We start from the raw sequence: 25,818 nt of genomic DNA, 5'->3' as shown, positions 1-25,818 counted from the left end.
GTGAACTCCTCGATGAGTGGCGGCCGGACCGGACAGGTGTCCACCCTACTCACGGCTACGCGGCCGAGATGCAGGTGAAACCATTCTGTGACCCGTGTGGCTGATGGTGATTGTGGGGCCAATGCGACTAGGCTGGCACCCATGGCTGGTAAGACCGTCGCCCGCTCTGGCGCCCGTACGAGCAGGTCAAAGGCCGGAGCGCGGAGTGGTGCCCGGCCCGGTCGGCCCGCGAAGGCCGCACCCCGGCGCAAACCCGCGTCGCGGCGCGGGCCGTCCCCCGTCGGCGCCGCCGGCGCCGCGGTCGGGCGCGGAGCCCGGGCCGGGTGGCTGATGTTGGCGCGCGGAGCGGGCAGCACGGCGCGCTCGGTCGGCCGCGCCCGCGAGATCGAACCCGGGCACCGCCGGGACGGAATCGCCCTCGCGTTGCTGGGCATCGCGGTCGTGGTGGCCGCCGGTTCGTGGTTCGACGCCGCCCGTCCCGTCGGGCAGTGGATCGACACGGTGCTGCGCACACTGGTCGGTGACGCCGTGGTCCTGGTGCCCGTGGTACTCGCGGCCATCGCCGTCGTGCTCATGCGCAGCGAACCCGATCCGGAGGCCCGTCCCCGTCTGATCCTCGGCGCGGCGATGATCACCCTGCCCGCGCTGGGACTGTGGCACCTGTGGTCGGGGTCCCCGCAGGCGCCGGGGGAGCGGCAGCAGGCGGCCGGATTCACCGGCTTCGCCATCGGGGGCCCACTCGCCGACGGCCTCACCGCCTGGATCGCCGCACCCCTGTTGTTCATCGGGGTGCTGTTCGGTCTGCTTCTGGTCACCGGGACGACGATCCGGGAAGTGCCGGAGACCGTGCGCGCGATGTTCTCCACCCGCGGATACCGCGACGAGGACTACGACGAATACGACGATTACGACGACGAATACGACGCTGACGACCCGGATTCCGCTGCGCCCGAGGACTTCTCGGACGGCTACTACGACGACCCGGCGACGTCGCGCGACGAGCAGCTCTGGCCGTCGGGTTCGCCGATGGACAACTATCCGCTCGACCCGCAGGACGCCGACGCACCCACGTTGCCCGAGGTGCCCGCCCTGCCCGCCGCGCCTGCGGCCGAGGTCAAGCCCAAGCGCAAGAAGGCAGCCCAGGAGAAGAAGCCGGTCGAGGATCAGGACACGCTGTCGCTCGACCGCGTCGTCGAAGGGCCCTACACGCTGCCGTCGCTGGACCTGCTGATCGCCGGTGACCCGCCGAAGCTGCGCAGCACGGCCAACGACCGCATGATCGATTCGATCAACTCGGTGCTGCAGCAGTTCAAGGTCGACGCCGCGGTCACCGGCTGCACCCGCGGGCCGACCGTCACCCGCTACGAGGTCGAACTCGGACCCGGTGTGAAGGTCGAGAAGATCACGGCGCTGCAGCGCAACATCGCCTATGCGGTGGCCACCGAGAGTGTCCGCATGCTCGCCCCGATCCCGGGCAAGTCGGCCGTCGGCATCGAGGTGCCCAACACCGACCGCGAGATGGTGCGGCTGGCCGATGTGCTCACCGCACCGTCGACCCGCCGCGACCACCACCCACTCGTGATCGGGTTGGGCAAGGACATCGAGGGCGACTTCATCTCGGCCAACCTGGCCAAGATGCCCCACCTGCTGGTCGCCGGCTCGACCGGCTCGGGTAAGTCGAGCTTCGTCAACTCGATGCTGGTCTCGCTGCTGGCGCGGGCCACCCCGGACGAGGTCAGGATGATCCTGATCGACCCGAAGATGGTCGAGCTGACCCCGTACGAGGGCATCCCGCACCTGATCACGCCGATCATCACCGAACCGAAGAAGGCCGCCGCAGCGCTGGCATGGCTCGTCGAGGAGATGGAGCAGCGCTACCAGGACATGCAGGCCTCGCGGGTGCGCCACATCGACGTGTTCAACGAGAAGGTGCGATCCGGTGAAATCTCCACGCCGCTGGGCAGCGAGCGCGTCTACAAGCCGTACCCCTACATCCTCGCGATCGTCGACGAACTCGCCGACCTGATGATGACCGCTCCGCGCGACGTGGAGGACGCGATCGTGCGGATCACCCAGAAGGCCCGCGCCGCCGGTATCCACCTGGTGCTCGCCACGCAGCGACCGTCGGTCGACGTCGTCACCGGTCTGATCAAGACCAACGTGCCGTCCCGGCTGGCGTTCGCCACCTCCTCGCTGACCGACAGCCGCGTCATCCTCGACCAGCCCGGCGCGGAGAAGCTGATCGGTATGGGCGACGGCCTGTTCCTGCCGATGGGCGCCGGTAAGCCGATCCGCCTGCAGGGTGCGTTCATCACCGACGAGGAGATCCAGGCCGTCGTCTCGGCGACCAAGGATCAGGCCGAGCCGGAGTTCATCGAGGGCGTCACCGCCGCCAAGGCCGGTGAGCGCAAGGACGTCGACCCCGACATCGGCGACGATATGGACGTCTTCCTGCAGGCCGTCGAGCTGGTGGTGTCGTCGCAGTTCGGCTCGACGTCGATGCTGCAGCGCAAGCTGCGGGTCGGGTTCGCCAAGGCCGGCCGGTTGATGGATCTGATGGAGACCCGCGGGATCGTGGGACCCTCGGAGGGCTCGAAGGCGCGCGAGGTGCTGGTCAAACCCGACGAGCTGGCGGGCACGCTGGCGTTGATCCGGGGCGGCAGCGATGCGAACGGCGCGGACGCCGACGAGGAGTTCTGACGTCTAGAGGGTGAGCAGCATTCGGGTGTTGCCCAAAATGTTGGGTTTGACGTAGGACAGGTCGAGGAACTCCGCGACGCCGGTGTCGTACGACCGGCACATCTCCTCGTAGACCTCCGCGGTGACCGGGGTGCCGTCGATCTCGGCGAAGCCGTGGCGGGCGAAGAACTCCACCTCGAAGGTCAGCACGAAGATCCGCTGCAGACGCAGTTCGCGCGCCACGTCCAGCAACCGCTCGACGATCAGATGCCCGACCCCGCGGCCCCGGACCTTGGGGTGCACCGCCACCGTGCGAACTTCGCCGAGGTCGGCCCACAGCACGTGCAGGGCGCCGCAACCGATCAGCTCGTCGTCGAGTTCGGCGACCCAGAACTCCTGCACCGCCTCGTAGATGTTGACGAGGTTCTTCTCGAGCAGGATCTTGCCGGCGTAGATGTCGACGAGTCCCTTGATCGCCGGGACGTCGGAGGTGCGCGCCCGGCGCACAGTGACTTCCCCGGCGACCTCGTCGGCCGGTTTCTGATCCGCTGCACTCACGCTGCGAGAATATCGGCAGAGCCAACCGATATTCTGTTGCGGTGTCGGGCCCGTCTCCTACTGATCCGGTGGTGCCGCGCGCCCGAGTGGCCAATATCGCCAATGTGCTGACCGGTGTGCGCTTCCTTCTGGTACCGGTGTTCCTCGCCGCGCTCTTCGTCGGCGACGGGCATGAAACGTATTGGCGCGTCGTGGCTTTCGTGGTGTTCGCGGTGGCGGTGATCACCGACCGGTTCGACGGTGCACTGGCGCGCAGCTATGGCATGGTCACCGAATTCGGCACGCTCGCGGACCCGATCGCCGACAAGGCGCTCATCGGCGCCGCGCTGATCGGCCTGTCGATGCTGGGGGATCTGCCGTGGTGGGTGACCGGGGTCATCCTCGCCCGCGAACTCGGTGTGACCGTGCTGCGCTTCGCGGTGCTGCGCCACGGGGTGATCCCGGCCAGCCGCGGCGGCAAGGTCAAGACGCTCGTGCAGGCGGTGGCCATCGGGCTGTTCGTGCTGCCCCTGGCGGCCTGGCCCGGACCGTGGCTCGCGGTGGCGTGGGTGATCATGGTGGCCGCCGTCGTGCTGACCGTCCTGACCGGGCTGGACTACGTGCTGTCGGCGATTCGGGACTCCCGTGAACGACCCGCTGGTCACTGACGACGCCCGCGCACTGGTCGCCGATCTGACCGTGCGGCATCAGAGCGTGGCGACCGCCGAATCGCTGACCGCCGGGCTGTTGAGTGCGACGCTGGCCGGTGTCCCCGGCTCGAGTGCGGTACTGCGCGGCGGTCTGGTGACCTACGTCGAGGACACCAAGATCGCGCTCGCCGGGGTGGCCCCACAGGTGCTCGACGCCGTCGGACCGGTCGCCGCCCCCACCGCGCGGGCGCTCGCGGTCGGCACACGCCAGCGCTGCGGGGCCACCTGGGGCGTGGGGCTGACCGGTGTGGCCGGACCGGAACCGCACGGCGGGCACCCGGTGGGCACCGTATTCCTCGGCCTGGCCGGGCCGGTCGACACCAAGGTGGTGGAACTGCACCTGAGCGGTACGCGCTGGGACATCCGCAAGGCGGCGGTCGACGAGGCGATCGCCCACCTGCGGGCACTGGTCGAAGCGCAGTGATCTGAAACTCTTCCGGGGCCGGGAACCGGGTCGGCGCCTCCGGCGTTGTGCAGTTAGCAACCCAGCCAACGAAGGAGGGCACGATGGCGGCATTGCTGCGCGAGGTGATCGGCGACGTGCTGCGCCGTGCCCGCACCTCGCAGGGCCGGACCCTGCGGGAAGTCTCCGACACCGCCCGGGTCAGCCTGGGGTATCTCTCCGAGGTCGAACGCGGCCGCAAGGAAGCGTCCAGCGAACTGCTCAGTGCGATCTGCGGGGCGCTCGACGTCCCCCTGTCGCAGGTGCTCTCCGATGCGGGCGAGGAACTGGCTCATCTCGAACACGCCGCAGGCGTCCCGAACATCGACGTGACGACGAAGGTCGTGATTCCGCAGGCCGTCTCGATGGCGGTGGCGTGAACCCGGGCCCGAACCCGGCCTGAAACCGTCCCCTCATCTCTCGACGGGGTGTGGGGACGTGCGCAGAACCGATAAGTTGGCAGCAGGACCCAGTCGACAAGACCCGAAGGCGGAGTGAAGCGATGGCCAACCCGTTCGTCAAGGCGTGGAAGTACCTGATGGCGCTGTTCAGCTCGAAGGTCGACGAGTACGCCGACCCGAAGGTGCAGATCCAGCAGGCGATCGAAGAGGCGCAGCGCCAGCACCAGGCGCTGACCCAGCAGGCCGCCCAGGTCATCGGCAACCAGCGCCAGCTGGAGATGAGGCTGAACCGCCAGCTCGCCGACATCGAGAAGCTGCAGGTCAACGTCCGCCAGGCGCTGACGCTGGCCGATCAGGCCGTGGCGAACGGTGACGCCGCCAAGGCCACCGAGTACAACAACGCCGCCGAGGCGTTCGCCGCCCAGCTGGTGACGGCCGAACAGAGCGTCGAGGACCTCAAGGCGCTGCACGATCAGGCGCTGCAGGCCGCCGGCCAGGCCAAGAAGGCCGTTGAGCAGAACGCGATGATGCTGCAGCAGAAGATCGCCGAGCGCACCAAGCTGCTCAGCCAGCTCGAGCAGGCCAAGATGCAGGAGCAGGTCAGCTCCTCGCTGCGGTCGATGAGCGAACTGGCGGCGCCGGGAACCACACCCAGCCTCGACGAGGTGCGCCAGAAGATCGAGCGGCGTTACGCCAACGCGATGGGTGAGGCCGAGCTCGCGCAGAACTCCGTGCAGGGCCGCATGCTCGAGGTCCAGCAGGCCAGCGTGCAGATGGCCGGCCATTCGCGGCTGGAGCAGATCCGCGCGTCGATGCGGGGTGAGGCACTGCCGTCCGGTGGCGCCACCCCGGCGGCCAGCCCCGCCACCCCGGCCGCAAATCCGGCTCAGCAGGCGCCGGAAAACCCGTTGTCACAGTAGTTCTCGTGAGGTGAGGCAGTGAAGACGCAGACCAGGCAGGCCCCCACGGCGTGGCGCTCGATGCTGCAACGCGGGGTGGACACCGCTGCCGAACTGTCCGACGTGGTGGCCGACAGACTGCACGCCGCCGCCGATCCGCGCGCCAAGCTGCTGCGCAAGCGGCGCTGGGCGTTGCGGCTCGGGTTGTTCTTCACGGTCACCAGCGTGTTCTGGATCCTGGTCACCGCCGTGCTGGCCGCCTGGAGCACCCCGTTCTGGGTGTTCATCATCACCGGGGCGATCGCCGCGGGAGCGATGTTCCCGGCCACCCTGCTGCTGCTTCGCTACCGGTGGCTGCGCGCCGAACCGCTGCCGCCCGCCCGCAGCAGGGCGTCGCGCCGGCTGCCACCGTTTCACTCCGCCGCCCGCGCTCCGATGGCGGCCCTGGCCTCCGCCGAACGCGGGTTGTTCTCCCTGCTCGGGGTGATGGAGCGGGGCCGGATGCTGCCTGCCGAGGAACTGCGGGAGCTGACGATGGCCGCCCAGCAGAGCGCGGCGACCATGGCCGCCACCGCGGCCGAGGTGGTGTCGATGGAGCGCGCGATGGCCTCGACGCCGATGTCGCGTGGGCACCTGATGCCGACGGTCCGCGCGTTCACCGCGCAGATGGATCAGGGTGTGCGCCAGTACCACGAAATGGTCGACGCGGCAGCGCAACTCGTGTCGGCGGCCAACACCGGCACGATGTCGAGTTCGCCGCTGTCCAACAACACGATGTACGGACGGCGCTACCGCGACGAACTGGTCAACGCCACCGACCGGCTGCAGGGCTGGGCGCAGGCATTCGACGAACTGGGAGCGGCCACGCCGCATCAATACAGGTCAGCCTGACCGGCTACCGGCGTCGACCCTAGAGCGTGGGCCGAAGCGCCGGGAACGGCACGGCCAGCAGCCCGCGCACCGTCGCCTTGAGGAAGTCGACCGTGTCGAAGTAGTCCCGCCACAGCGTGATCCGGCCGGCGTGCACCTCGAAGACCCCGCAGACCCAGAACTGCAACCGCACCGGGCCGAGGACCAGGACGTCGGTGCGTTCGGTCAGCACCGCGTCGCCCTCGGCGGCGATGCGGTGGATCTTCACCTCGAACCCGAGCTTGCCCTGACCGCGCCGGAACAGCTTGGTGATGCGTTCACGACCGCGGATCGTCGGGAACCCCACGTTCTGCCAGGCGATGTGGTCGGCCATCAGCGAATCCGCGGCGTCGAAATCCTCGTCCTGAAGAGCGAAAAGGAACGTCTCGACCGTGCGCGCGTTGGTGGTGCTCTGCAGGGCCGAGGTGGACCCGTTGCTCGATTCGGTCATGCTGGCCAAGGGTAGTCCCTCACCCGGGCGCCGTCGGGGGAACAGCTGTGGCAGGGTGGGCGGGTGCGTGTCGCCGTCGTCGCCGGTCCCGACCCCGGTCACGCCTTCCCCGCGATCGCGCTGTGCCAGAAGTTCGCCGCCGCCGGTGACGAACCGACCCTGCTGACCGGGGTGGAATGGCTCGACACCGCGCGGACGGCGGGGGTGCCCGCCGAGGAGCTGCTCGGCCTCGACCCCACCGAGGCGGACGACGACACCGACGCCGGGGCCAAGATCCACCGGCGGGCCGCACGGATGGCGGTGCTCAACGCGCCGGTGATCGACGCGCTGGCCCCCGACCTCGTGGTCTCCGACGTCATCACCGCCTGCGGCGGCCTGGCCGCCGAACTGCTCGGGCTGCCCTGGGTCGAACTCAACCCGCACCCGCTGTACCGGCCGTCGAAAGGGCTGCCGCCGATCGGCAGCGGCCTCGCCCCCGGTCGGGGTGTGCGCGGGCGAGCGCGGGACGCGGTGATGCGGGCGCTCACGGCCCGGTCCTGGCGGCAGGGGCTGCGTCAGCGCGCCGAGGCGCGGGCGGGAATCGGCCTGCCCGCCGAGGACCCCGGCCCCCTGCGGCGGCTGATCGCCACGCTGCCCGCGCTGGAGGTTCCGCGTCCGGATTGGCCGGCCGAGGCGGTCGTGGTGGGTCCGCTGCACTTCGAGCCGACGGCGCAGGTGCTGCCGATACCGCCCGGCGACGGGCCGGTGGTGCTGGTAGCGCCGTCGACGGCGAGCACAGGGGAGCGGGGTGTCGCCGAGGTGGCGCTGGAGGCGCTGACGCCGGGTGAGGTCCTACCCGCAGGTGCGCGGGTCGTGGTCTCCCGATTGTCGGGTCCCGACGGGTTGGTGCCACCGTGGGCGGTCGTCGGGCTGGGCCGCCAGGACGAACTGCTCAGCCATGCCGACGTGGTGATCTGCGGCGGCGGGCACGGCATGGTGGCCAAGACGCTGCTGGCCGGGGTGCCGATGGTGGTCGTGCCCGGTGGCGGAGACCAGTGGGAGATCGCCAATCGCGTTGTGCGTCAAGGCAGTGCGCAACTGGTGCGGCCGCTGAGCGCCGAGGCGCTGGCGACGGCTGTGCGTGAGGTCCTCGAGGCGCCGAGTTACCGGGCGGCGGCCCGGTCGGCGGCGGCGACCGCGGGTCAGGTCACCGATCCGGTACAGGTGTGCCACCGGGCGCTCGCGTAATTTGGTGTCGTGCGACTGACGGAATTCCGCGAACTCGTCGATGGCCAGTTCGGCTCGATGCGCGGCCGGTCGCTGCTCGTCGACCATGTCCTGAGTGGGCTCGGCGGACGCACCGCGGCCCAGGCCATCGAGGACGGCGTCGAACCACGCGACGTGTGGCGCGCGCTGTGCGCCGACTTCGACGTCCCGCGCGACCAGTGGTGAGGCGGGTCAGTCCGCGGCGGACCCCGGCTTGACCGCACCGCCGGTGCGCGCGTCGCCGCCGTCGTCCACCCCGCTGTCCGGTTTCGCGGTCGTCTGGCGACCCTCGTAGGGCGGTACGGCGGGTTCGGCGTCCGACGGCGGCGCCTCGGTCTTCTCGCGTCCGGTCTGTCCGGACCCGCCTCCCTCGTGGGCCGGCACCGTCTCGTCGCCGTGGTAGGTGCCCGACGGCCGGTCGGTCGGCCCGCCCGACGGTTGGTCGGAGCCGGTGTCGCGCGAACCCGGTGCGCCCCGCTGCTCCTGAGGTTCTTCGGACAGGTGTTCGTTCGAGGTGCTCATCTCGCCTCCTCTCGAGCGGCCGTAGCACACGGCCGCGGGTCATCTACTGTGTGGGCGCCCCTTGGTTGACGGCGGTGCGGATCTCGTTGACGAGGTCGAGCGTCGCCTGCGTCGCGGCCGTCAGCGCCGCGACGTCGTCCTCGGTCAGCGCGTCGCAGACCCAGTCCCAGTGCGCGGCGACAGGGTCACCCGGTCGCGGGGCGGGGATCAGCGACGATCCGTCCCTGCGCCACCGCACCCGCTCGGAGACGGCCGCGCCGAGCGCCAGCGTGCCGCCGTCCACCGTCAACGGACGCGTACTCACGACGACATGGTCGCCGTCCACGGATTCGACTGTCCCCGAACGGATTCGACATTGCTGCATGATCCGTATCGGTGTGGTCGGGTCGCGGTCGAGGAAACGCGCCCACGGATAGACGACGAATACGTGAAAGCTGTGGTGGGCCAGCGCCGTCCCGGCGGGTACGGCATCGAGCAGACCCGTCACCTGTCCGGTGAAGGCGCGTCGCAGCGCCACCAGGAGTCCCTCGGCATCGACGTCATGCAGCAGGCCGCCGCCGATCCAGTAACTGCGCACCACGTCCTCGTCGAGGACGTCGGTGTCTCCTGCGGCCGCGGCCAGTGCTCGCAGGTACGGCCACGCGCCGTCGAACTCGCGGGCCTGTCCGGCCAACTCGGAGACCCCGCCGACGGTCGCGCTACCCGGCGGACCGCAGTATCCGAGTTCGTTCGGCGGGAAGGCGTACCGGGCGAAGAGCGTGTCGCCGCGGCGCCGCGTCGGCAGCATGTCAACAGATCCGGGGTAGCTGTTCGCCGATCGGCAGGTCGACCACCCGCGTACCACCCAGTGCGGTGCGGGCGACGACCATCCCGGGGTGGTCGGAGACGCAGGTGCCGATGACGGCGGCGTGGGCGCCCAGCGGGTGTGCCCGCATCGCCTCGACCACACGATCGGCGTCGGCGGCCGGCACGAACGCCACCAGCTTGCCCTCGTTGGCCACATACATCGGATCGAGGCCGAGCAGGCCGCAGGCGTCGCGCACCTCCGGTGGCACCGGAATCGATCGTTCGTCGAGCACCATGCCCACCTCGGCGGCCTTGGCGATCTCGTTCAGAGTGGCGGCCATCCCGCCGCGGGTGGGGTCGCGAAGTGCGTGGATGTCGGCGCCGGTCTCGATCATCGCCGCCACCAGACCGTGCAGGGGCGCGGTGTCGCTGGCGATGCTGGTCGCGAACTCCAGACCTTCGCGGCAGCTCATAACGGCGACCCCGTGGACGCCGATGTCGCCGCTGACGATGACCGCGTCGCCCTCGGTGGCGCGCTGTGGCCGGATGTCGGCCCGCCGGTCGATCACCCCGATACCGGTGGTGTTCACATAGATTCCGTCGCCGTGCCCGGAATCGACGACCTTGGTGTCGCCGGTGACGAGTTTGACGCCGGCGGCCAAGGCCGCGGTGCCGACCGCATGAGCGACCCGCGCCAGATCGTCGAGTGAGGTGCCTTCCTCGAGGATGAACGCCGTCGACAGCACCATCGGCGTCGCGCCGGCCATCGCGAGGTCGTTGACCGTGCCGTTGACCGCCAGCTCGCCGATCGTGCCGCCCGGGAACACCATCGGCTTGACGACGAACGAATCGGTGGAGAACGCCAGCCGGGTCCCGCCGATTTCGACGACGGCCGAATCGCCCATCGCCGCGTCCGCGGCCGGACCGAACGCGGGCAGGAACAGATGCTCGATCAGCTCACCCGACATCGCGCCGCCACCGCCGTGACCCATCACGACGTTCGGCGAATCCCGCAGCGGCGCCGGGCACACCCAGCTCTCCATGTCGATCGCCGCGCGGGTCTCACGCATGGCTGACCTCGAGGCGACGGTAGAGGTAATAGGCCGCGCAGGCGCCCTCGGAGGAGACCATCGTGGCGCCCAGCGGATTGCGGGGTGTGCACACCGTGCCGAAGGCCGCGCATTCGTGCGGTTTGATCAAGCCCTGCAACACTTCTCCCGATCGGCACAGCGTCGACTCGTCGGTGTGGATGCCGGTCACGGCGAAGCGGTACTCCGCGTCGAAGTCCCGGTACGCCGGTGACAGCCGCCAGCCGCTCTGCGGGATCATCCCGATACCGCGCCAACTGCGGTCGGTGACCTCGAAGACATCCGCCAGCATCGTCTTGGCCGCCGGATTGCCCTCGGCGCGTACCGCGCGCGGATAGGCGTTCTCCAGTTCGTGTCGGCCCGCCTCGAGCTGCACAACCGTGCGGCGGATGCCCTCGAGGATGTCCAGTGGCTCGAAACCGGTGACCACGATCGGGATCCCGTACTTCTCGCACAGCGGCGGGTACTCGGCAGTGCCCATCACCGAGCACACGTGACCGGCCGCCAGGAACGCCTGCACGCGGCACGTCGGGGACTCCATGATCGCCGCGATCGCCGGCGGCACCAGGACATGGGACACCAGCAACGAGAAATTGGGGATGCCCTGCCGCTTGGCCTGGTAGACGGTCATCGCGTTGGCCGGGGCGGTGGTCTCGAAGCCGATACCGAAGAACACCACCTGCCGGTCCGGATTGTCCTTCGCCACGGTCAGTGCGTCGAGCGGTGAGTACACCACCCGCACATCACCGCCACGGCTCTTGATCTGGAAGAGGTCGCTCTCGCTGCCGGGCACCCGCAGCATGTCGCCGAAGGAACAGAAGATCACCTCGGGACGCGACGCGATCTCGAGCGCCTTGTCGATGATCTCCAGCGGAGTGACGCACACCGGGCAGCCGGGGCCGTGGATCATCTCGATCTGGTCGGGGAGCAGCTGGTCGATGCCGTGCCGGATGATCGAATGCGTCTGCCCGCCACAGACTTCCATGATCGACCAGCGCCGAGTCGTGACGGATTTGATCTGCTCGATGAGCTTGCGCGCCAACTGCGGATCGCTGAATTCGTCGAGATACTTCATCCCTGTGCCCTCTCACCATTCGGGTTGGCCAGCCCGGCCTGACGTGCGGCGAGTTCGAAACCGTCACCGAACTCCTCCTCGAGCACCCCGAGGTGCTCGAACTCCCGCAGCGTGCGCATCGCCGATTCCTCGTCGAGACGCTGGATCGCGAAACCCACGTGCACCACGACGTACTGCCCGACCTGCGCGTCCGGGATGTACTGCAGGCATACGTCTTTCTTGATGCCACCGAAGTCGACGACGGCCATCAGCGTGCCGTCACGGTCGGTGACGCTGTCGATCTTTCCCGGTACCGCCAAACACATCAGCGTCCTCCTCTACTCCGGCCTCACCCTGCGTTGGCCACCATCAACTGACCCAGTGCGATGCCGCCGTCGTTCGGCGGCACCCGCCGGTGGGTCAGCACCTCGACACCGCGTTCGGTCAACGCGCGCAACGTCATGCGCAGGAGCAGGGCGTTCTGAAACACCCCGCCCGACAGCGCCACGGGGTCGCGGGCTCCTTCGGCCAACCGTACGACGAGGTCGGCCACCGCACGGTGGAATCGCCATCCGATCACCGCGGCCGCCGTGCCGCGCCTGCGGTCGGCGACGATCGCCTCGACCACCTCGGCGGCGCCGATCATCGCCGTCGCCGAGGTCTCGGTGACGGTGAAGGCGTAGGGCGCGGGATCGTCGTCGACGGTGCGCGCCAGCGCCTCGAGCTCGATCGCCGCCTGCGCCTCGTAGGCGACGGTCTGCCGGACCCCCGCGAGCGCGGCGACGCAGTCGAACAACCGCCCCATGCTGGAGGTGGGCACGCAGTTCAGGCCGGTCTCCAATTGGTGGCGCAGCACCCGCCGCTCGTCTTCCGGACACGCCTGCACCGGCGGCAGGTCGTCGGCCCACGGCAACCCGGCGGCCCACAGATGTGCGAGCGCCATCCGGTACGGCCGCAGGACGCTGACATCGCCGCCGGCCAGTGGCACGTACTGCAGCGCCGCGATCCTGCGGAAGCCCTTGTAGTCGGCGAGCAGCACCTCCCCGCCCCACACCGCGCCGTCGGGTCCGTATCCGGTTCCGTCGAAGGCGAATCCGAGTACCGGCGCCGAACCGTCGAGCCCGTGCTCGGCCATCACCGCGGCGATGTGGGCGTGGTGGTGCTGCACCGCCCGCACCGGCCGGTCACCGGCGTGCCGGTGGGCCCATCCGGTCGAGCGGTACCGCGGGTGGGCGTCGGTCGCGAGGATCTGCGGGGCCACCCCGGTGAGTTCGCGCAGATGCCGTTCCGCGGCGGTGAACGCCGACAGTGTCGCGACGTCGTCCATGTCGCCGATGTGCTGGCTCAGCCAGGCGTATCGCCCGTCGGCGACGGCCATGGTGTTCTTCAGGTCCGCACCGACCGCGAGTGTCGGCGGTACCGCGACGGGCAGGGCCACCGGCAACGGGGCGTACCCCCGGGAGCGCCGGATCGGCAGTTCGACGCCGTCGACCACCCGGACCACCGAATCGTCACAGGGCACCAGGATCTCGCGGTCGTGCATCAGCCAGCCGTCGGCCAGTGCGCGCAGCCGGGTGACGGCGTCGTCGTCGGCGTAGCAGAGGGGTTCGCCCGCGAGGTTCCCCGACGTCATCACCAGCACCTGGGGGCCCGGTTCGTCACCGGGCAGCCCGAAGAGCAGCGTGTGCAGCGGCGAATAGGCCAGCAGCACGCCCAGGTCCGGGTTCCCGGGCGCCACCGCGGCCGCCACCGTGGTCGGTGTCCGTCGCGGCGCCAGCACGATCGGCCGCTGCGGCCCGCCCAGCACGTGCTGTGCCACCTCGTCGAGCACGGCGATCCGGCCGGCCGCGGCCGCATCGGGCACCATGACCGCGAAGGGCTTGTCGCCGCGCTGTTTGCGGCGGCGCAGTTCGGCCACGGCGGTGTTGTTCTCGGCATCGCAGGCCAGGTGGTAGCCGCCGATGCCCTTGACCGCGACGACACCCCCGTCGCGGAGCAGCCGCCGCGCCCGGCGCAGACCGTCCTCGCCCGCGGTGTGGCGTCCGTCGGCGTCGCGGAAGGTCAGGGTCGGGCCGCAGTGCGGGCAGCACACGGGTTGTGCGTGGAAGCGGCGGTCGGTGGGGTCGGCGTACTCGCGGGCGCAGTCCGCGCACATCGCGAAACCGGCCATCGACGTGGCGGCCCGGTCGTAGGGCAGCGACGCGATGATGGTGAACCGGGGTCCGCAGTCGGTGCAGTTGACGAACGGGTGCCGGTAGCGCCGGTCGCCGGGGTCGCGCTGTTCGGCGGCGCACTGCGCGCACATCGCGACGTCCGGTGAGGCCAGCGTGCGGCCGCGGCCGCGAGAGGTGTCGGCGATGAAGAACCCGGTGCCGCCGACGGGCGGAAGGTCTTCGGTGTCAACGGATTCGATGACCGCGAGCGGTGGCGGCCGGGTGTGCAGCCGCTCGACGAAGCGGGTCAGCGCGTCCGGGTCGCCCTCGATCTCGACGACCGCGCCCGCGCTGTCGTTGCGCACCGACCCGGTCAGTCCGAGCGCCGTCGCGGTGGTGTACACGAAGGGCCGGAAGCCGACGCCCTGGACCACGCCGCGCACACACAACCGCATCCGACGGCGGGTCACGGTGCGGCCTCCGGGTCCGGCGGTCCGCCGCGGCCCATGAGTTCGAGTCCGGCCATCGCCGCGTCGGCCCCCGCCCGGTCGGTCTTCTCCACGACGAATCCCATGTGGATGATCACCCAGTCGCCGGGGCCGAACGTCTCCTCCGGCAGCATCCCGATGTTGACCCGGCGGTGTTCGCCCGCGACGTCGACGAGTGCGAGTTGACCGCCGTAGCCGTCGAGCATCCCGACGACCTGTCCGGGGATTCCGAGGCACATGGCGTCACACCCGACCTGGTTGCGTCGTCTGCCCGGACACCACTGCGCCGACCGCCCGCACGGCTTCCGGCACCGCTGCCGCGACGGGCGGGGACAGCCCGATGCCCTCGGTGACGTCGGCGGCCTCGCACCCGATGACCACGGTGCGCGGTGGGGCGCCGCCCAGTGCGGTGAGGCTCGCGAACACGGCGGCGGGATCCATCGCGTGTGCGTCGAGACCGCCTGTCGCGCAGAGCGCGTCATGATCGGCTTCGAAGACGTGCAGGGTGCCGGGCGACCCGCGGTCCGGCAACGCGTCGACGAGCACCAGCAAGTCCCAGGGCTCGAGCAGGTCGTAGGCGAGGTGCATACCGCGGATGCCGTAGTCGACCGCGCGTACGCGGGGGTCGGTGATCAGCGGCGCGGCGCGGCGCAGCACCTCGGGGCCGAAGCCATCGTCACCGAGGAAGATGTTGCCGATTCCGGCGATCAGCATGTCGGACGTGGTGTCACCCTGCTACATCCGGCGCATCTTGAGGTAGCGCTTGGCGTCCGGTATGGAGCGCAGCCCCAGGGATACGGCCAACAGCGTGACGATCGCCGCGATGATCACAGCGATCCAACCGACTACTTGCATGACGGGCTCCCATCGTTGAGCGGTTCCACTTCGTCGGGTGCGAAGTACAGGTAGCGGCCGTACCAGTCGTGCAGGTCGGCGGCGGGGTCGTCGTCGAGCACGACGCCGATCTGCGCATCGCCGTCGACGGTCTCGTGCACGGAGGTCACCCGCGCGAGCCGGTCGGCGTAGAACAGGTCCTGGGCGTCGGCGCGCCGCGCCGGGTGCAGGCGCACCCGGCTGCCACGGCTCACCCGCACGCCGCCGACCAGCACCGCATCGCGGTCGGGCGCGACGGCACTGTCGGCCAGCGGATCCCACCAGTCGACACCGTCGGGGACCTCGGGGATCAGGTCGGGCCCCGGCGCGGCGTGCGGATCACGCAGCACCCCGTGCAGGTTGAGCATCGCCTCAGGAGACATGCTCTCGCAGCGGTCCACGATCGCGGCCGCCCGCGGGTCGGTCGCGCGCGCCTGCGCCTTCTCCTCGTCGGTCATGGTCATGACGCGCAGGGTCAGGATCTCGTCGATCTCCGTCGCGTCGTAGAGGTCGCCTCCACTCTGCTCGGCGATCTCGGGGTGGTCGTAGAGGATGATCGGCGAGATCAGCATCAGGTCCCGGTCGCCGGGGGCGCCGGCCAGGACGGGGAAGCAGCGGTGGTGGTGGCACCGGGTGACCGCGTCGACGGCGGTGGCCGGCGGGTCGAGCAGGGAGACGAACTCGCCGTCATGGACCTCGGCGATGACGTGGGTGCCGATCAGGGAACGCGCGATCGCGGTGTCCTTGTCGTGGACGTCGTGGACGTCGGCGCCCGCGCCGGTGTTCCGCACGCTCACCGTCACCCGGGTGAGGTCGCCCTCGGGCTGTGCGTGGACGGTCAGTTCGGCGTGCAGATCGCACCGGCCGCGCACCAGGCGGCCGCCGTCGACCGGTTCCACGTCACGACCGGATGCGACGGTGAACGGCAGCGTCATCGTCACCTCGACCAGGGAGACCGGGTCCACGGCGACCTCACGGGCGACCGCCTCGTCCCACGTCACCCATGAGCCGTCCGCGGTGCGCAGTTCCTCGACGGGGACGAATGTGCCGTCCGCAGTGGACTTCTCGGCGCGCCGGTGCTGCAGCTGCAGGAAGCGGACCGCCAGGGAGATCGAGGCCTGCCCGGTGTGGTCGACGAGCAGCTGGGCGCTCAGGTGATCGTCCTCGCCGATTCCGGCCGCCGCGGCGCCCGGTGGGCCCAGCACCCCGAACTGCCACCGCGCCTGGTTCTTCCGCGACGTCGCGCGGTACGGGTACAGCAGGTACCCCTCGTAGAGAACAGCGTCGGCGACCTTGCGCGCCCTGGCCCAGTCGGCGTTCACGGCACCTCCTGCCTGGCCTGTGACAACAGCGCGGTGACGGCGTCGTCGCAGGACAGGAGTCCGTGTGCGGACCGGTAGGCGGTGAGCGCGGCGATCGTGTCGTGCGACAACCGCAGCCAACCGGTGTTCGGGTAGTGCAGTGCGATCAGGTCACGCCACACCGTCACCGGCAGCCGGTAGGTGTCCTCGCGGTCCCACGAAATCTGCGTCACGGCGAATCCCCGCTCACCGCGGGTGAACAGCGTTCCGCTGAACAGGAACTGCAGCGGGATCACACCGTCGCGCAGGGCGTGCATGTATTTCGCCGCGGCGACCTCCACGTCGTACGTGCACTCCAGGGGCAGGTCGACGTGCGTGCCGCCGGAGAATCCGGGCACCATCGTCACGCTGTGCTGCCACAGGAACGTGTGTTGGGTGGTGCCCCAACGCTCGCGTGGACCGAACAGGTCGGCGAGACCTTCCGCCTCCTCGTCGGTGTAGCCGCGCCGCAGCGGGTCGATGCGGACCTGACAGCGCAGCGCGATCGCGTGCACCGGGTCGTCACCGGTGGCGGTGACCTCGATCCGTGCGGTCAGAACCGGTGTGACGGCGTAGCGTTCGGGCGTCACATCCTGCACGGTGAACCTCACATCGGCGGTCACCGCGACACCGTCCTGCACCGTTCGGCGACCGCGTCGAAGAACCCGGTGAGATAGTCGCGGACCTCGGCGCCGCCGTCGAACCCGTGCCACAGCATGCGCATCCGGCCGACCAGTTCGTAACAGGCGTCGATCGGCAGCAGGTAGCCGCGCGGCGAGGCGTCGGTGTCGGTGCGCTCCGGCATGCGCACCAGCAGTGCCTCGGTGTCCTCGGCGGGCAGGTCCACCCGCGGGTCGGCCAGCCGGATGTCCTGCCATGCGGTGAGGTCGAGTTCGGATTCGGTCGCACCGGCGGGTCCCGGATAGAACGCGACCACCCGCCCGAGGGCCGAATTGCGGAAGAAGAACGCCAGACCGACAGGAATCTGCAGCGCCTCCCAGTGCCGGCGGTCGAGTGCGAAGTCCTCGAAGACGAGGTAGCGGTCGGGCACCGCGCGATACCGCAGCGCGGCGTGCGTGTCGGTGAACAGCAGATAGCAGCCGCGGCAGACGCACATCAGTTGCCGGCCCTCGACGTTCACCACGTGCTGGTGCTCGTCGGCGATCGGCTCCGCGCACATCTCGCACCGCTCGCCCGCGGGCCGGGGTTCGGTGCGGGCGGCCCGGATCCGGGCCAGGATGTCGTAGGCGGAGGTCGTCATCAGGCCACGCTCTCGGCGATCGCGACCGCCCACACGCCCTGACGCCGCAGTACCGGCACCGGTTCGAGCCGGTCGAGACCTTCGAGGCCCGCCCCGGCGTGCACCACGTCGAACCCGGCGTCGCAGCGCGGGCACCGCAGCACCTCGCCGGTGAGGCGTGCGCCCGCCATCGAGGCATCGCAACGGCCACACCGGTCGCGGTAGGCGTAGAGCGTCTCGTCGAGCCGGCAGACCAGGACCGGCGTTCCGGCGACGGCGAACCCGCCGACCTCTCCGGGCAGGATCTCGGCCAGCCCGGGTACGGGCAGCCAGGACGCCGAACCGTGCACCCGGGTGAACAGCGACTCGGCGGGGATGACCGTATCGGCCGGATCACGGTCTTCTGCAACGACTTCGATGGTCTCGATCTCCGGCGCGGCGGCGCGGATCGCGTCCTCCACGGCCAGCTCGAGGGTGACCGCCGAGGACGGACAGCTCTTGCAGCTGCCGGCGAACCGCAGCCGCGCCGTGTCCCCGTCGACACCGAGCAGGTGGACATCGCCACCGTGCGAGCCGAGGTAGGGCCGGACGGTGTCGAGCGCGTCGGTGATCCGCCGCTCGACGCTGTGCGGGTGCATACCGTGTACCAGCAGCAGGCTGGCGACGAGCGGGTCGGCCGCGACGGCGTCGACGAGGTCGGGATCGGCGCTCACCGCGAGGTCGAGCATCCGGCCCAGCGCCGCCCCGTACAGGTCGGTGACCTCGCCGACCAACTGCTCGGCGCGTTCCCGCGCGGCGGCGCCGCCCGCCGAACTGGCGTCCAGCAGCGTCTGGATGCGCTCGCCCGCCGTGCGCCAGCGCGTGTCCGCGTCCGCATCGTGTTCACTCGGCGCGGCCGGACACATGCCCTATTCCCCGGTGACGGACTGGGTGGGGGAGTGCAGCAACTCCAACGACTTCCCGCCGCCCAGGTACATGTGCACCCCGCAGGGCAGACACGGGTCGAAGCTGCGCACCGTCCGCATGATGTCGATGCCCTTGAACTTCTCCCGACCGTTCTCCTCGAAGATCGGTTGACCCTGTACGGCGTCCTCGTACGGTCCCGGTGTGCCGTAGCTGTCGCGCGGGTTGGCGTTCCACGGCGTCGGCGGATACGGGTGGTAGTTGGCGATCTTGCCGTCGCGAATCACCATGTGGTGGCTGAGCACCCCGCGCACCGCCTCGGTGAAGCCGCAGCCGATACCTTCGTCGGGCACCTCGAAACGCTCCCACGTCTTGGTGCGGCCGGCCCGGATCTCCGTCAGCGCCTTCTCGGCGAAGTGCAGCGCGCACGCCGCCGCATAGGCCTGGAAGTACGTGCGGGCCCGGTTGCGTTCGAGCGTGTTGCTGCCGTACTGCGGGATCTTCCACTCGAGTTCCACCGGACCCTTGAGCGCGGTCTTGGGCAGGTTGATCTGCACACTGTGACCGGTGGACTTCACGTAGCCGATGTCGACGAGATTCGCCAGTGCCGTCGACCACAGACGCGCCAGCGGCCCGCCGCCGGTGTCCAGTGCCAGGTGGTCGTTGCCGTCGAACCAGCGCGGTGACATCACCCAGCTGTAGTTCTCGTCGAAGTCGCGCTTCTGCGGTTTGGGGTTGGTGTGCTGATTCCACGGGTGCCGCCGGTCGACCGGATTTCCCAACGGGTCGGTCTTGACGAACATCTCCTGATCGGTCCAGTCCTCGTAGTAACTGTGACCCAACAGGATTCGGATGCCCAGGTTGATGTCGACCAGCGATGTGGTGACGAGTTTGCCGTCCACCACGACGCCGGGGGTGACGAACATCTTGCGACCCCAGGCCTCCATGTCCTTGTAGCTGAAGTTGCAGTGCTCGGGATCCTGGAACGAACCCCAGCAGCCGAGCAGCGTGCGTCGCAGCCCCACCTGGTCGTAGCCGGGTAGCGCTTCGTAGAAGAAGTCGAACAGATCGTCGTGCATCGGCACGACCTTCTTCATGAACTCCACGTAGCGCATCAGCCGGGTCATGTAGTCGGTCATCAGCTGGACGGTCGCCGTGGTGCCGATCCCGCCGGGATACAGGGTCGACGGGTGGACGTGCCGACCTTCCATGAGACAGAACATCTCTCGTGTCCACCGGCTGACCTGCAGTGCCTCCCGGTAGAACTCGCCGGTGAACGGGTTGAGCGCCCGCATGATCTCGGCGATCGTGCGGTAGCCGTGCATGTCGGCGTGCGGCGCCTGGGCGTTCTCCGCCTTGGCCAGCACCGACGGGTTGGTCTCGGCGACCATCTTCTCGCAGTAGTCGACCCCGACGAGGTTCTCCTGGAAGATGTTGTGGTCGAACATGTATTCCGCGGCCTCGCCGAGGTTGACCAACCACTCGGCCAGGTGCGGGGGCTGCACCCCGTAGGCCATGTTCTGCGTGTAACACGAGCACGTGGCGTGGTTGTCTCCGCAGATACCGCAGATCCGGCTGGTGATGAAGTGGGCGTCGCGCGGATCCTTGCCCTTCATGAAGATGGAGTAGCCGCGGAAGATCGACGAGGTGCTGTGGCACTCCACGACTTCGCGGTTCTCGAAGTCGACCTTGGTGTAGATGCCGAGGCTGCCGACGATGCGGGTGATGGGGTCCCAGGCCATCTCCACCAGTTGGCCGGGTTCCCGCTTGACGTGCGACGGGTCGGGGATAGTCGTGGTCATCGAATCCTTCTCTCGTGCTCAGCAGTCCGCGCGCCGACGGGGATCAGCCGACTCCGGCGCGCAGGTGCGGACGCGACGACGCGCACCTACCAGGTGCGCGTCGCGCCCGTCTCGAGTTTCGTTCCGGGGTGGCGCCACTTCGGTTCTTTGTCGACGGTGCGGCCGGTGACGTGGCGCAGGCTGCGGATGACCGATCCGTACAGGGTGGATGCGGTGGTCGAGACCTTGCCGCCCGGTGGTTCGTCCATGAACGGCATGAACTTGTCCGGGAAGCCGGGCATGGTGCATCCGATGCAGATGCCGCCGACGTTGGGGCACCCCCCGACACCGTTGATCCATCCTCGCTTGGGCACGTTGCATTTCACCACCGGGCCCCAACAGCCCAGCTTCACAATGCATTTCGGCGACCCGTACTCGGTGGCGAAATCACCCTGCTCGTAGTAGCCGGCGCGGTCACACCCCTCGTGTACTGACTGACCGAAAAGCCACTGCGGCCGCAGAGCATCGTCCAACGGGATCATCGGCGCCTGATCGGTGGCCATGTAGAGCAGGTAGGTGAGCGTCTCGGCCAGGTTGTCCGGATGTATCGGGCACCCCGGAACGCAGACGATCGGTATGCCCGCCTTGCTCTTCCAGTCCCAGCCGAGATAGTCGGGCACACCCATGGCTCCGGTGGGATTACCCGCCATGGCGTGGATGCCGCCGTAGGTCGCGCAGGTGCCCACCGCGACCACTGCGGTCGCCTTGGGCGTCAACCGGTCGAGCCACTCGCTGGTGGTCATCGGTTGGCCGGTGGCCGGGTTGTTACCGAACCCGCACCAATATCCCTCGTCCTTGATCGCCTCGTTCGGGATGGATCCCTCGACGACCAACACGAACGGTTCCAATTCGCCTCTGTCCGCTCTGAAGAACCATTCGAGGAAGTCGTCGGCGCCCCCGTTCGGTCCGCATTCGAAATCGATCAGGGGCCAGTGAACGGCGATCTTGGGCAGTCCGGGGAGGGCGCCGAGCGCGATCTCCTCGATACTGGGCTGGGTGGCGGCAGTCAGCGCCACAGAATCACCGTCGCAACTCAATCCGGCATTGATCCAGAGAACATGGATCAGCGCCTCTTCCGCTTTGACTGCTGCCTCAGTCGGCATCGCCACAGCTTTCCGGGGTCGGGGCTGACGACCCCTGCGCCGCCGGAGTCGACCCTCGGCCCACTTGCGCGGCGCTAAGTTCTGGGTCTACTCCGACGCGATTGTTCTGTCAACGGGTCTCACGACATGATCGGGTTCTTGGACGGGTTTGCCAGGAATTCGATCCACCCGTACCACTGCTCGAGACCTCGGCCCGTGGTGGCCGACACCGGCAGCACGCCGACGCCCGGGTTCAGCGATTGGGCGTAGCGGGTGCACGCGTCGACGTCGAACTCCACGTACGGCAACAGATCGGTCTTGTTGACGATGATCAAGCCGGCGGCGGCAAACATGTGCGGGTACTTCAACGGTTTGTCGGTGCCCTCGGTGACCGAGATGATGACCACCTTGCCGTGCTCACCGAGGTCGAACAGCGCGGGGCAGACGAGGTTGCCGACGTTCTCGATGAACAGCAGCGTGCCGGGGTCGGGGTCGAGCGCCTCGAGGGCGCGGCGCACCATCAGCGCGTCGAGGTGGCACCCGGCGCCGGTGTTGACCTGCACGGCCCGGGCGCCTGCCGCCCGGATGCGATCGGCGTCGAGCGCCGTCTCCTGGTCACCCTCGATCACGGCGATGGGGCGGTGCGCACCGAGTTCGCGGATGGTCCGTTCCAGCAGGGTGGTCTTGCCCGCCCCCGGGGAACTGGTGACGTTGAGCGCGAGGATGTCGCGCTCGGCGAGCCAGCGGCGATTGTGCGCGGCGATGTCGTCGTTGCGCGCGAGCACCTTCTGTTCCAGGGTCACCGTCTCGGTGTGGGGGTGGTCGTGATCATGGTCGTGCTGGTGCGGGTGGTCGTGCTGGTGCGGGTGCGGGTGATCGTGGCCCAGGGTGATCACCGCGTCGTCGCCGCCGCAGCCACAGGTTGCGCACATGGTCAGCTCACTTCCATCGAGAGGATCCGCAGGTCGCGTCCGGCGCGCACTTCCACGTCGGCGCTGCCGCACGGGCACAGCAGGATCAGGTCGGTCAGTTCGAAGTCGGTGTCACAGGTGCGGCAGCGCGCGAGTCCCGGCCGCACATCGAGGTCGAGGCGGGCGCCGTCGGCGGCGGTGCCCTCGGTGGCCAGCTCGAAGCAGAACCGCATCGCATCGGGCACCACGGCGCACAGTGCGCCCACCTCGAGCCGGACGCTGTGCACGCGTCGGCCGGCGGCGTGGTCACAGACCGCGTCGACAACGCTCTGGGTGATCGCCATCTCGTGCATCGGTGTGCCGTCCTCGACGGGGGCGGTGCCCTCACGATAGGCCGGTGCGCAGCCCCGGCGGGTGGAATCACCGATCGCCGTGGTGGCCATCGGCGTGTCCACTTGAGTCGAACAGGTGTTCGTCTATGGTGGGTGGTGTTCGACGGCTAGATGCCTGCTCACGCCGACTTGTCGGTGGGTCCCTCTAGCGTCACGGCCAACTGACCGGCACCGGTCAACCGAACATCACGAGGATGGAGACAGACATGGCACCGCAGGCACCCGATCGCGAGAAGGCCCTCGAACTGGCGCTCGCGCAGATCGAGAAGAGTCACGGTAAAGGCTCGGTGATGCGGCTCGGCGACGAGGTCCGCGCGCCGATCTCGGTCATCCCGACCGGCTCCATCGCCCTGGACGTGGCGCTGGGCATCGGCGGCCTGCCGCGCGGCCGCGTCATCGAGATCTACGGTCCGGAGTCCTCCGGTAAGACCACCGTCGCATTGCACGCGGTGGCCAACGCCCAGGCCGCCGGCGGCATCGCGGCGTTCATCGACGCCGAGCACGCGCTGGATCCCGACTACGCCAAGAAGCTCGGGGTGGACACCGACTCGCTGCTGGTCTCCCAGCCCGACACCGGTGAGCAGGCTCTCGAGATCGCCGACATGCTGATCCGCTCCGGTGCGCTGGACATCCTGGTCATCGACTCGGTCGCCGCACTGGTGCCCCGCGCCGAGATCGAGGGTGAGATGGGCGACAGTCACGTCGGTCTGCAGGCCCGGTTGATGAGCCAGGCGCTGCGCAAGATCACCGGCGCGCTGAGCAATTCGGGCACCACCGCGATCTTCATCAACCAGCTCCGCGAGAAGATCGGCGTGATGTTCGGCTCGCCCGAGACCACCACGGGCGGTAAGGCGCTGAAGTTCTATGCCTCGGTCCGCATGGATGTCCGCCGCATCGAGACCCTCAAGGACGGCACCGATGCGGTGGGTAACCGCACCCGGGTCAAGATCGTCAAGAACAAGGTGTCGCCGCCGTTCAAGCAGGCCGAATTCGACATCCTCTACGGCAAGGGCATCAGCAAGGAAGGCTCGCTCATCGACATGGGCGTGGAGCACGGCTTCATCCGCAAGTCCGGTTCCTGGTTCACCTACGAGGGGGAGCAGTTGGGCCAGGGCAAGGAGAACGCCCGTAAGTTCCTGCTGGAGAACGGCGATGTGGCCAACGAGATCGAGAAGAAGATCAAAGAGAAGCTCAACATCGGTGCCGTGGTGACCGCTGATGACGTCCTTCCCGCACCCGTCGACTTCTGAGTCCGGTCCCGACCCCGACTCCGAGCCGAACCGCGAGGAGCAGGCGCACGCCTACTGTCTGCGCCTGCTCACCGCGCGGGCCCGCACTCGCGCGGAGTTGTCAGGCAAGCTGACACAGCGCGGCTACGACGAACCCGTCGTGGCCCGGGTGCTCGACCGGTTGGTCGAGGTCGGGCTCGTCGACGACGAGGACTTCGCCGAGCAGTGGGTGCGGTCGCGCCACCTGTACGCCGGAAAAGGCAAGCGCGCGTTGGCCGCTGAGCTGCGCCGCAAGGGTGTCGACGACGAGGTGATCAGTTCGTCGCTCGCCGACATCGATGCCGGGGCCGAACGCGACCGGGCCGAGCGATTGGTCCGCGACCGGCTGCGCCGCGAGAAACTCGACGACGAACCGGGTTCGGACCTCAAGGTCAAGCGGCGGATGGCCGGCATGCTGGCCCGCCGCGGCTACAGCCAGTCGATGGCGCTCGACGTGGTCACCGTCGAGCTCGCCGGCGAGCGGGAGCGGCGCCGGGTCTGAGCTCAGCGCCAGTCATCGGTGAGCTGTTGCAGCAGCCGAACGAACGTGGCGCGGTCCGCGGCCGACAGCCTCGACAGCCAGCGGTTCTCGCCGCGCTGAATGTCGTCCTGCGCGGCATCCTTCACGGCGCGGCCGGCCTCGGTGATCGCCAGCAGGCGCACCCGGCGGTCGTCGGGCGCGGGGTGACGCTCGATGTAGCCCCGGCTCTGTAGGTCGTCGAGGGTCGGGATGATGCGGGTCTTGTCCGCGTTGATCGCCTCGGCCAGCGCGGCCTGCGTGCGCATCGGTGAGCGGTCGAGCGCCACCAGCACGCTGTAACCCCACATCGTCAGGCCATGCTCTTCGAGTATCGGCACCTCGGCGGCGGCCAGGTCGCGGAGCAGTGGCGCCAGCATCGCCGCGAGGTCGGGACGCTTGCGCCGCGATGTCATCAGTCGATCTTAGGCATTGTCAAATAATAGGCGTACGCATACGATATGCACATGCTTACAAATATCGACGTACGCCCCTATCACCGCACCGCTGTCGAGACCTCGGTGCGGATCGTCTCGACCGTCACCCCGGCCGATCTCGGCCGGCCGACCCCGTGCGCGGGCTGGGATCTGGGCGACCTGCTCGTACACATGACCGTGCAGCACCGCGGGTTTGCGGCGGCCGCGCGTGGCCGCGGTGCCGACCACGGCGTGTGGGATCCCGCCACCGTCGCCGACGCCGTGCGATCGCGGCCTGCCGACAGCTATCGGGCCGCCGCCGAGGACGTGGTGGCGGCCTTCGCGGCCGACGACGTGCTCGACGCACCGTTCGCGCTACCCGAATTCGGTTCCGACGCAACGTTCCCGGGGGCGATGGCGATCCAGTTCCACTTCGTGGACTACGTCGTACACGGCTGGGACGTCGCACGTGCGTCGGGGTTGTCGTTCGACATCCCGGCCGACGTGGTGAGCGCGGCCGCGCCGATCGCCTTCGCCGTGCCCGACGGCGAGATCCGCGGTGCGGACAACTCGCCGTTCGCGCCGGCACTGCCCGCCTCGCAGGGCGGGAACGAACTCGACCGGATGCTGCGTCACCTCGGCAGGTCGCCGGACTGGCGGCCGTGACCGCC

General features: G+C 69.2%; 31 protein-coding genes. 11 read left to right on the top strand and 20 right to left on the bottom strand.

Going from position 1 to position 25,818, the window contains the following annotated elements; genetic code table 11:
* Positions 1–141: 141 nt before the first annotated feature.
* A complete protein-coding gene (locus G6N49_RS12725) occupies positions 142–2,700 on the top strand; it encodes a DNA translocase FtsK (protein ID WP_179967753.1) in 2,559 nt (852 codons plus the stop codon).
* A gap of 3 nt (positions 2,701–2,703) precedes the next feature.
* Here G6N49_RS12725 and G6N49_RS12720 read toward each other — a convergent pair whose 3' ends face one another.
* The gene (locus G6N49_RS12720; protein WP_011559520.1) at positions 2,704–3,186 is read right to left on the bottom strand and encodes an amino-acid N-acetyltransferase; all 483 of its coding nucleotides are present in this window, start codon (positions 3,184–3,186) and stop codon (positions 2,704–2,706) included.
* Positions 3,187–3,278: 92 nt separating this feature from the next.
* Here G6N49_RS12720 and pgsA point away from each other — a divergent pair, with 92 nt between their 5' ends.
* The 5 genes from pgsA to pspM all read left to right on the top strand — a co-directional run bounded on the left by pgsA (position 3,279) and on the right by pspM (position 6,559).
* On the top strand, positions 3,279–3,884 hold the full coding sequence (gene pgsA, locus G6N49_RS12715) for a CDP-diacylglycerol--glycerol-3-phosphate 3-phosphatidyltransferase (RefSeq protein ID WP_011768195.1): 606 nt from the start codon (positions 3,279–3,281) through the stop codon (positions 3,882–3,884).
* Positions 3,862–4,350, top strand: coding sequence for a CinA family protein (locus G6N49_RS12710; protein WP_011559522.1), 489 nt, complete (start codon positions 3,862–3,864; stop codon positions 4,348–4,350). Before pgsA ends, G6N49_RS12710 begins: the two co-directional genes overlap by 23 nt.
* Positions 4,351–4,433: 83 nt before the next feature.
* Entirely contained in the window at positions 4,434–4,748 is a 315-nt protein-coding gene (gene clgR / locus G6N49_RS12705; protein WP_011559523.1) for a transcriptional regulator ClgR, read from the top strand.
* A 122-nt stretch (positions 4,749–4,870) separates the two neighbouring features.
* On the top strand, positions 4,871–5,689 hold the full coding sequence (pspA, locus tag G6N49_RS12700) for a phage shock protein PspA (RefSeq protein ID WP_011559524.1): 819 nt from the start codon (positions 4,871–4,873) through the stop codon (positions 5,687–5,689).
* Positions 5,690–5,707: 18 nt separating this feature from the next.
* Entirely contained in the window at positions 5,708–6,559 is an 852-nt protein-coding gene (pspM, locus tag G6N49_RS12695) for a phage shock envelope stress response protein PspM (protein WP_011559525.1), read from the top strand.
* Between the two features lie 19 nt (positions 6,560–6,578).
* On the opposite strand, the gene G6N49_RS12690 is transcribed toward pspM, so the two are convergent.
* Complete coding sequence (locus tag G6N49_RS12690) at positions 6,579–7,028, bottom strand: limonene-1,2-epoxide hydrolase family protein (RefSeq protein WP_011559526.1); 450 nt, start codon at positions 7,026–7,028, stop codon at positions 6,579–6,581.
* A 63-nt stretch (positions 7,029–7,091) separates the two neighbouring features.
* Between G6N49_RS12690 and G6N49_RS12685 the strand changes: the two genes are divergently transcribed.
* Together G6N49_RS12685 and G6N49_RS12680 are read left to right on the top strand one after the other, a co-directional pair.
* Positions 7,092–8,255, top strand: a complete 1,164-nt coding sequence (locus tag G6N49_RS12685; RefSeq protein WP_011559527.1) for a glycosyltransferase — start codon at positions 7,092–7,094, stop codon at positions 8,253–8,255.
* Between the two features lie 9 nt (positions 8,256–8,264).
* Positions 8,265–8,459: a DUF3046 domain-containing protein gene (locus G6N49_RS12680; RefSeq protein ID WP_011559528.1), complete on the top strand. Its 195-nt coding sequence runs from the start codon at positions 8,265–8,267 to the stop codon at positions 8,457–8,459.
* A gap of 6 nt (positions 8,460–8,465) precedes the next feature.
* Here G6N49_RS12680 and G6N49_RS12675 read toward each other — a convergent pair whose 3' ends face one another.
* The 17 genes from G6N49_RS12675 to G6N49_RS12600 all read right to left on the bottom strand — a co-directional run bounded on the left by G6N49_RS12675 (position 8,466) and on the right by G6N49_RS12600 (position 22,907).
* Positions 8,466–8,795 carry a hypothetical protein gene (locus G6N49_RS12675; protein ID WP_011559529.1) on the bottom strand — a complete coding sequence of 110 codons (330 nt, stop codon included), beginning with the start codon at positions 8,793–8,795 and terminating at the stop codon, positions 8,466–8,468.
* A 43-nt stretch (positions 8,796–8,838) separates the two neighbouring features.
* Positions 8,839–9,582: a DUF6390 family protein gene (locus G6N49_RS12670; RefSeq protein WP_011559530.1), complete on the bottom strand. Its 744-nt coding sequence runs from the start codon at positions 9,580–9,582 to the stop codon at positions 8,839–8,841.
* Between the two features lies 1 nt (position 9,583).
* The gene (gene hypE / locus G6N49_RS12665) at positions 9,584–10,651 is read right to left on the bottom strand and encodes a hydrogenase expression/formation protein HypE (protein WP_011559531.1); all 1,068 of its coding nucleotides are present in this window, start codon (positions 10,649–10,651) and stop codon (positions 9,584–9,586) included.
* Positions 10,644–11,744, bottom strand: coding sequence for a hydrogenase formation protein HypD (hypD, locus tag G6N49_RS12660; RefSeq protein WP_011855397.1), 1,101 nt, complete (start codon positions 11,742–11,744; stop codon positions 10,644–10,646). The genes hypE and hypD overlap by 8 nt, the downstream gene beginning before the upstream one ends.
* Positions 11,741–12,049, bottom strand: coding sequence for a HypC/HybG/HupF family hydrogenase formation chaperone (locus tag G6N49_RS12655; protein WP_011559533.1), 309 nt, complete (start codon positions 12,047–12,049; stop codon positions 11,741–11,743). The genes hypD and G6N49_RS12655 overlap by 4 nt, the downstream gene beginning before the upstream one ends.
* 23 nt (positions 12,050–12,072) lie before the next feature.
* Positions 12,073–14,331, bottom strand: a complete 2,259-nt coding sequence (gene hypF, locus G6N49_RS12650; RefSeq protein WP_011855398.1) for a carbamoyltransferase HypF — start codon at positions 14,329–14,331, stop codon at positions 12,073–12,075.
* A gap of 11 nt (positions 14,332–14,342) precedes the next feature.
* Positions 14,343–14,603 carry a HypC/HybG/HupF family hydrogenase formation chaperone gene (locus G6N49_RS12645; RefSeq protein WP_011855399.1) on the bottom strand — a complete coding sequence of 87 codons (261 nt, stop codon included), beginning with the start codon at positions 14,601–14,603 and terminating at the stop codon, positions 14,343–14,345.
* Positions 14,604–14,607: 4 nt separating this feature from the next.
* The gene (locus tag G6N49_RS12640) at positions 14,608–15,078 is read right to left on the bottom strand and encodes a hydrogenase maturation protease (protein WP_011855400.1); all 471 of its coding nucleotides are present in this window, start codon (positions 15,076–15,078) and stop codon (positions 14,608–14,610) included.
* Positions 15,079–15,099: 21 nt separating this feature from the next.
* Positions 15,100–15,219, bottom strand: coding sequence for a DUF6893 family small protein (locus G6N49_RS29855; protein WP_085975391.1), 120 nt, complete (start codon positions 15,217–15,219; stop codon positions 15,100–15,102).
* Entirely contained in the window at positions 15,210–16,559 is a 1,350-nt protein-coding gene (locus G6N49_RS12635; RefSeq protein WP_011855401.1) for a hypothetical protein, read from the bottom strand. The genes G6N49_RS29855 and G6N49_RS12635 overlap by 10 nt, the downstream gene beginning before the upstream one ends.
* Positions 16,556–17,200 (bottom strand): DUF6084 family protein, encoded by a 645-nt coding sequence (locus G6N49_RS12630; RefSeq protein WP_011855402.1) that lies wholly within the window; start codon positions 17,198–17,200, stop codon positions 16,556–16,558. The genes G6N49_RS12635 and G6N49_RS12630 overlap by 4 nt, the downstream gene beginning before the upstream one ends.
* Positions 17,197–17,838: a DUF5947 family protein gene (locus G6N49_RS12625; RefSeq protein ID WP_011855403.1), complete on the bottom strand. Its 642-nt coding sequence runs from the start codon at positions 17,836–17,838 to the stop codon at positions 17,197–17,199. The genes G6N49_RS12630 and G6N49_RS12625 overlap by 4 nt, the downstream gene beginning before the upstream one ends.
* The gene (locus G6N49_RS12620) at positions 17,838–18,722 is read right to left on the bottom strand and encodes a NifU family protein (RefSeq protein WP_011855404.1); all 885 of its coding nucleotides are present in this window, start codon (positions 18,720–18,722) and stop codon (positions 17,838–17,840) included. The genes G6N49_RS12625 and G6N49_RS12620 overlap by 1 nt, the downstream gene beginning before the upstream one ends.
* A gap of 3 nt (positions 18,723–18,725) precedes the next feature.
* Positions 18,726–20,522 (bottom strand): nickel-dependent hydrogenase large subunit, encoded by a 1,797-nt coding sequence (locus G6N49_RS12615; RefSeq protein ID WP_011855405.1) that lies wholly within the window; start codon positions 20,520–20,522, stop codon positions 18,726–18,728.
* A gap of 86 nt (positions 20,523–20,608) precedes the next feature.
* Positions 20,609–21,664 (bottom strand): NADH-quinone oxidoreductase subunit B family protein, encoded by a 1,056-nt coding sequence (locus G6N49_RS12610; RefSeq protein WP_011559542.1) that lies wholly within the window; start codon positions 21,662–21,664, stop codon positions 20,609–20,611.
* A gap of 119 nt (positions 21,665–21,783) precedes the next feature.
* Positions 21,784–22,575: a hydrogenase nickel incorporation protein HypB gene (hypB, locus tag G6N49_RS12605; protein WP_011855406.1), complete on the bottom strand. Its 792-nt coding sequence runs from the start codon at positions 22,573–22,575 to the stop codon at positions 21,784–21,786.
* 2 nt (positions 22,576–22,577) lie between these two features.
* Positions 22,578–22,907, bottom strand: a complete 330-nt coding sequence (locus tag G6N49_RS12600; RefSeq protein WP_011559544.1) for a hydrogenase maturation nickel metallochaperone HypA/HybF — start codon at positions 22,905–22,907, stop codon at positions 22,578–22,580.
* A 245-nt stretch (positions 22,908–23,152) separates the two neighbouring features.
* Here G6N49_RS12600 and recA point away from each other — a divergent pair, with 245 nt between their 5' ends.
* Complete coding sequence (recA, locus tag G6N49_RS12595; RefSeq protein ID WP_011559545.1) at positions 23,153–24,196, top strand: recombinase RecA; 1,044 nt, start codon at positions 23,153–23,155, stop codon at positions 24,194–24,196.
* On the top strand, positions 24,165–24,716 hold the full coding sequence (gene recX, locus G6N49_RS12590) for a recombination regulator RecX (protein ID WP_011855408.1): 552 nt from the start codon (positions 24,165–24,167) through the stop codon (positions 24,714–24,716). The genes recA and recX overlap by 32 nt, the downstream gene beginning before the upstream one ends.
* Positions 24,717–24,718: 2 nt before the next feature.
* Here the strand turns inward: recX and G6N49_RS12585 are convergent, their stop codons facing one another.
* Complete coding sequence (locus G6N49_RS12585; protein ID WP_011855409.1) at positions 24,719–25,147, bottom strand: MarR family winged helix-turn-helix transcriptional regulator; 429 nt, start codon at positions 25,145–25,147, stop codon at positions 24,719–24,721.
* 51 nt (positions 25,148–25,198) lie between these two features.
* On the opposite strand from G6N49_RS12585, the gene G6N49_RS12580 reads away from it, so the two are divergent.
* Complete coding sequence (locus G6N49_RS12580; protein ID WP_179967752.1) at positions 25,199–25,813, top strand: TIGR03086 family metal-binding protein; 615 nt, start codon at positions 25,199–25,201, stop codon at positions 25,811–25,813.
* Positions 25,814–25,818: the final 5 nt, after the last annotated feature.

This window comes from Mycolicibacterium monacense, from assembly GCF_010731575.1.
In the GTDB taxonomy this organism is placed as follows: domain Bacteria; phylum Actinomycetota; class Actinomycetes; order Mycobacteriales; family Mycobacteriaceae; genus Mycobacterium; species Mycobacterium monacense.
Note: the sequence above shows the minus strand (reverse complement) of the source record. Positions and strands in the feature narration are given on the sequence as shown.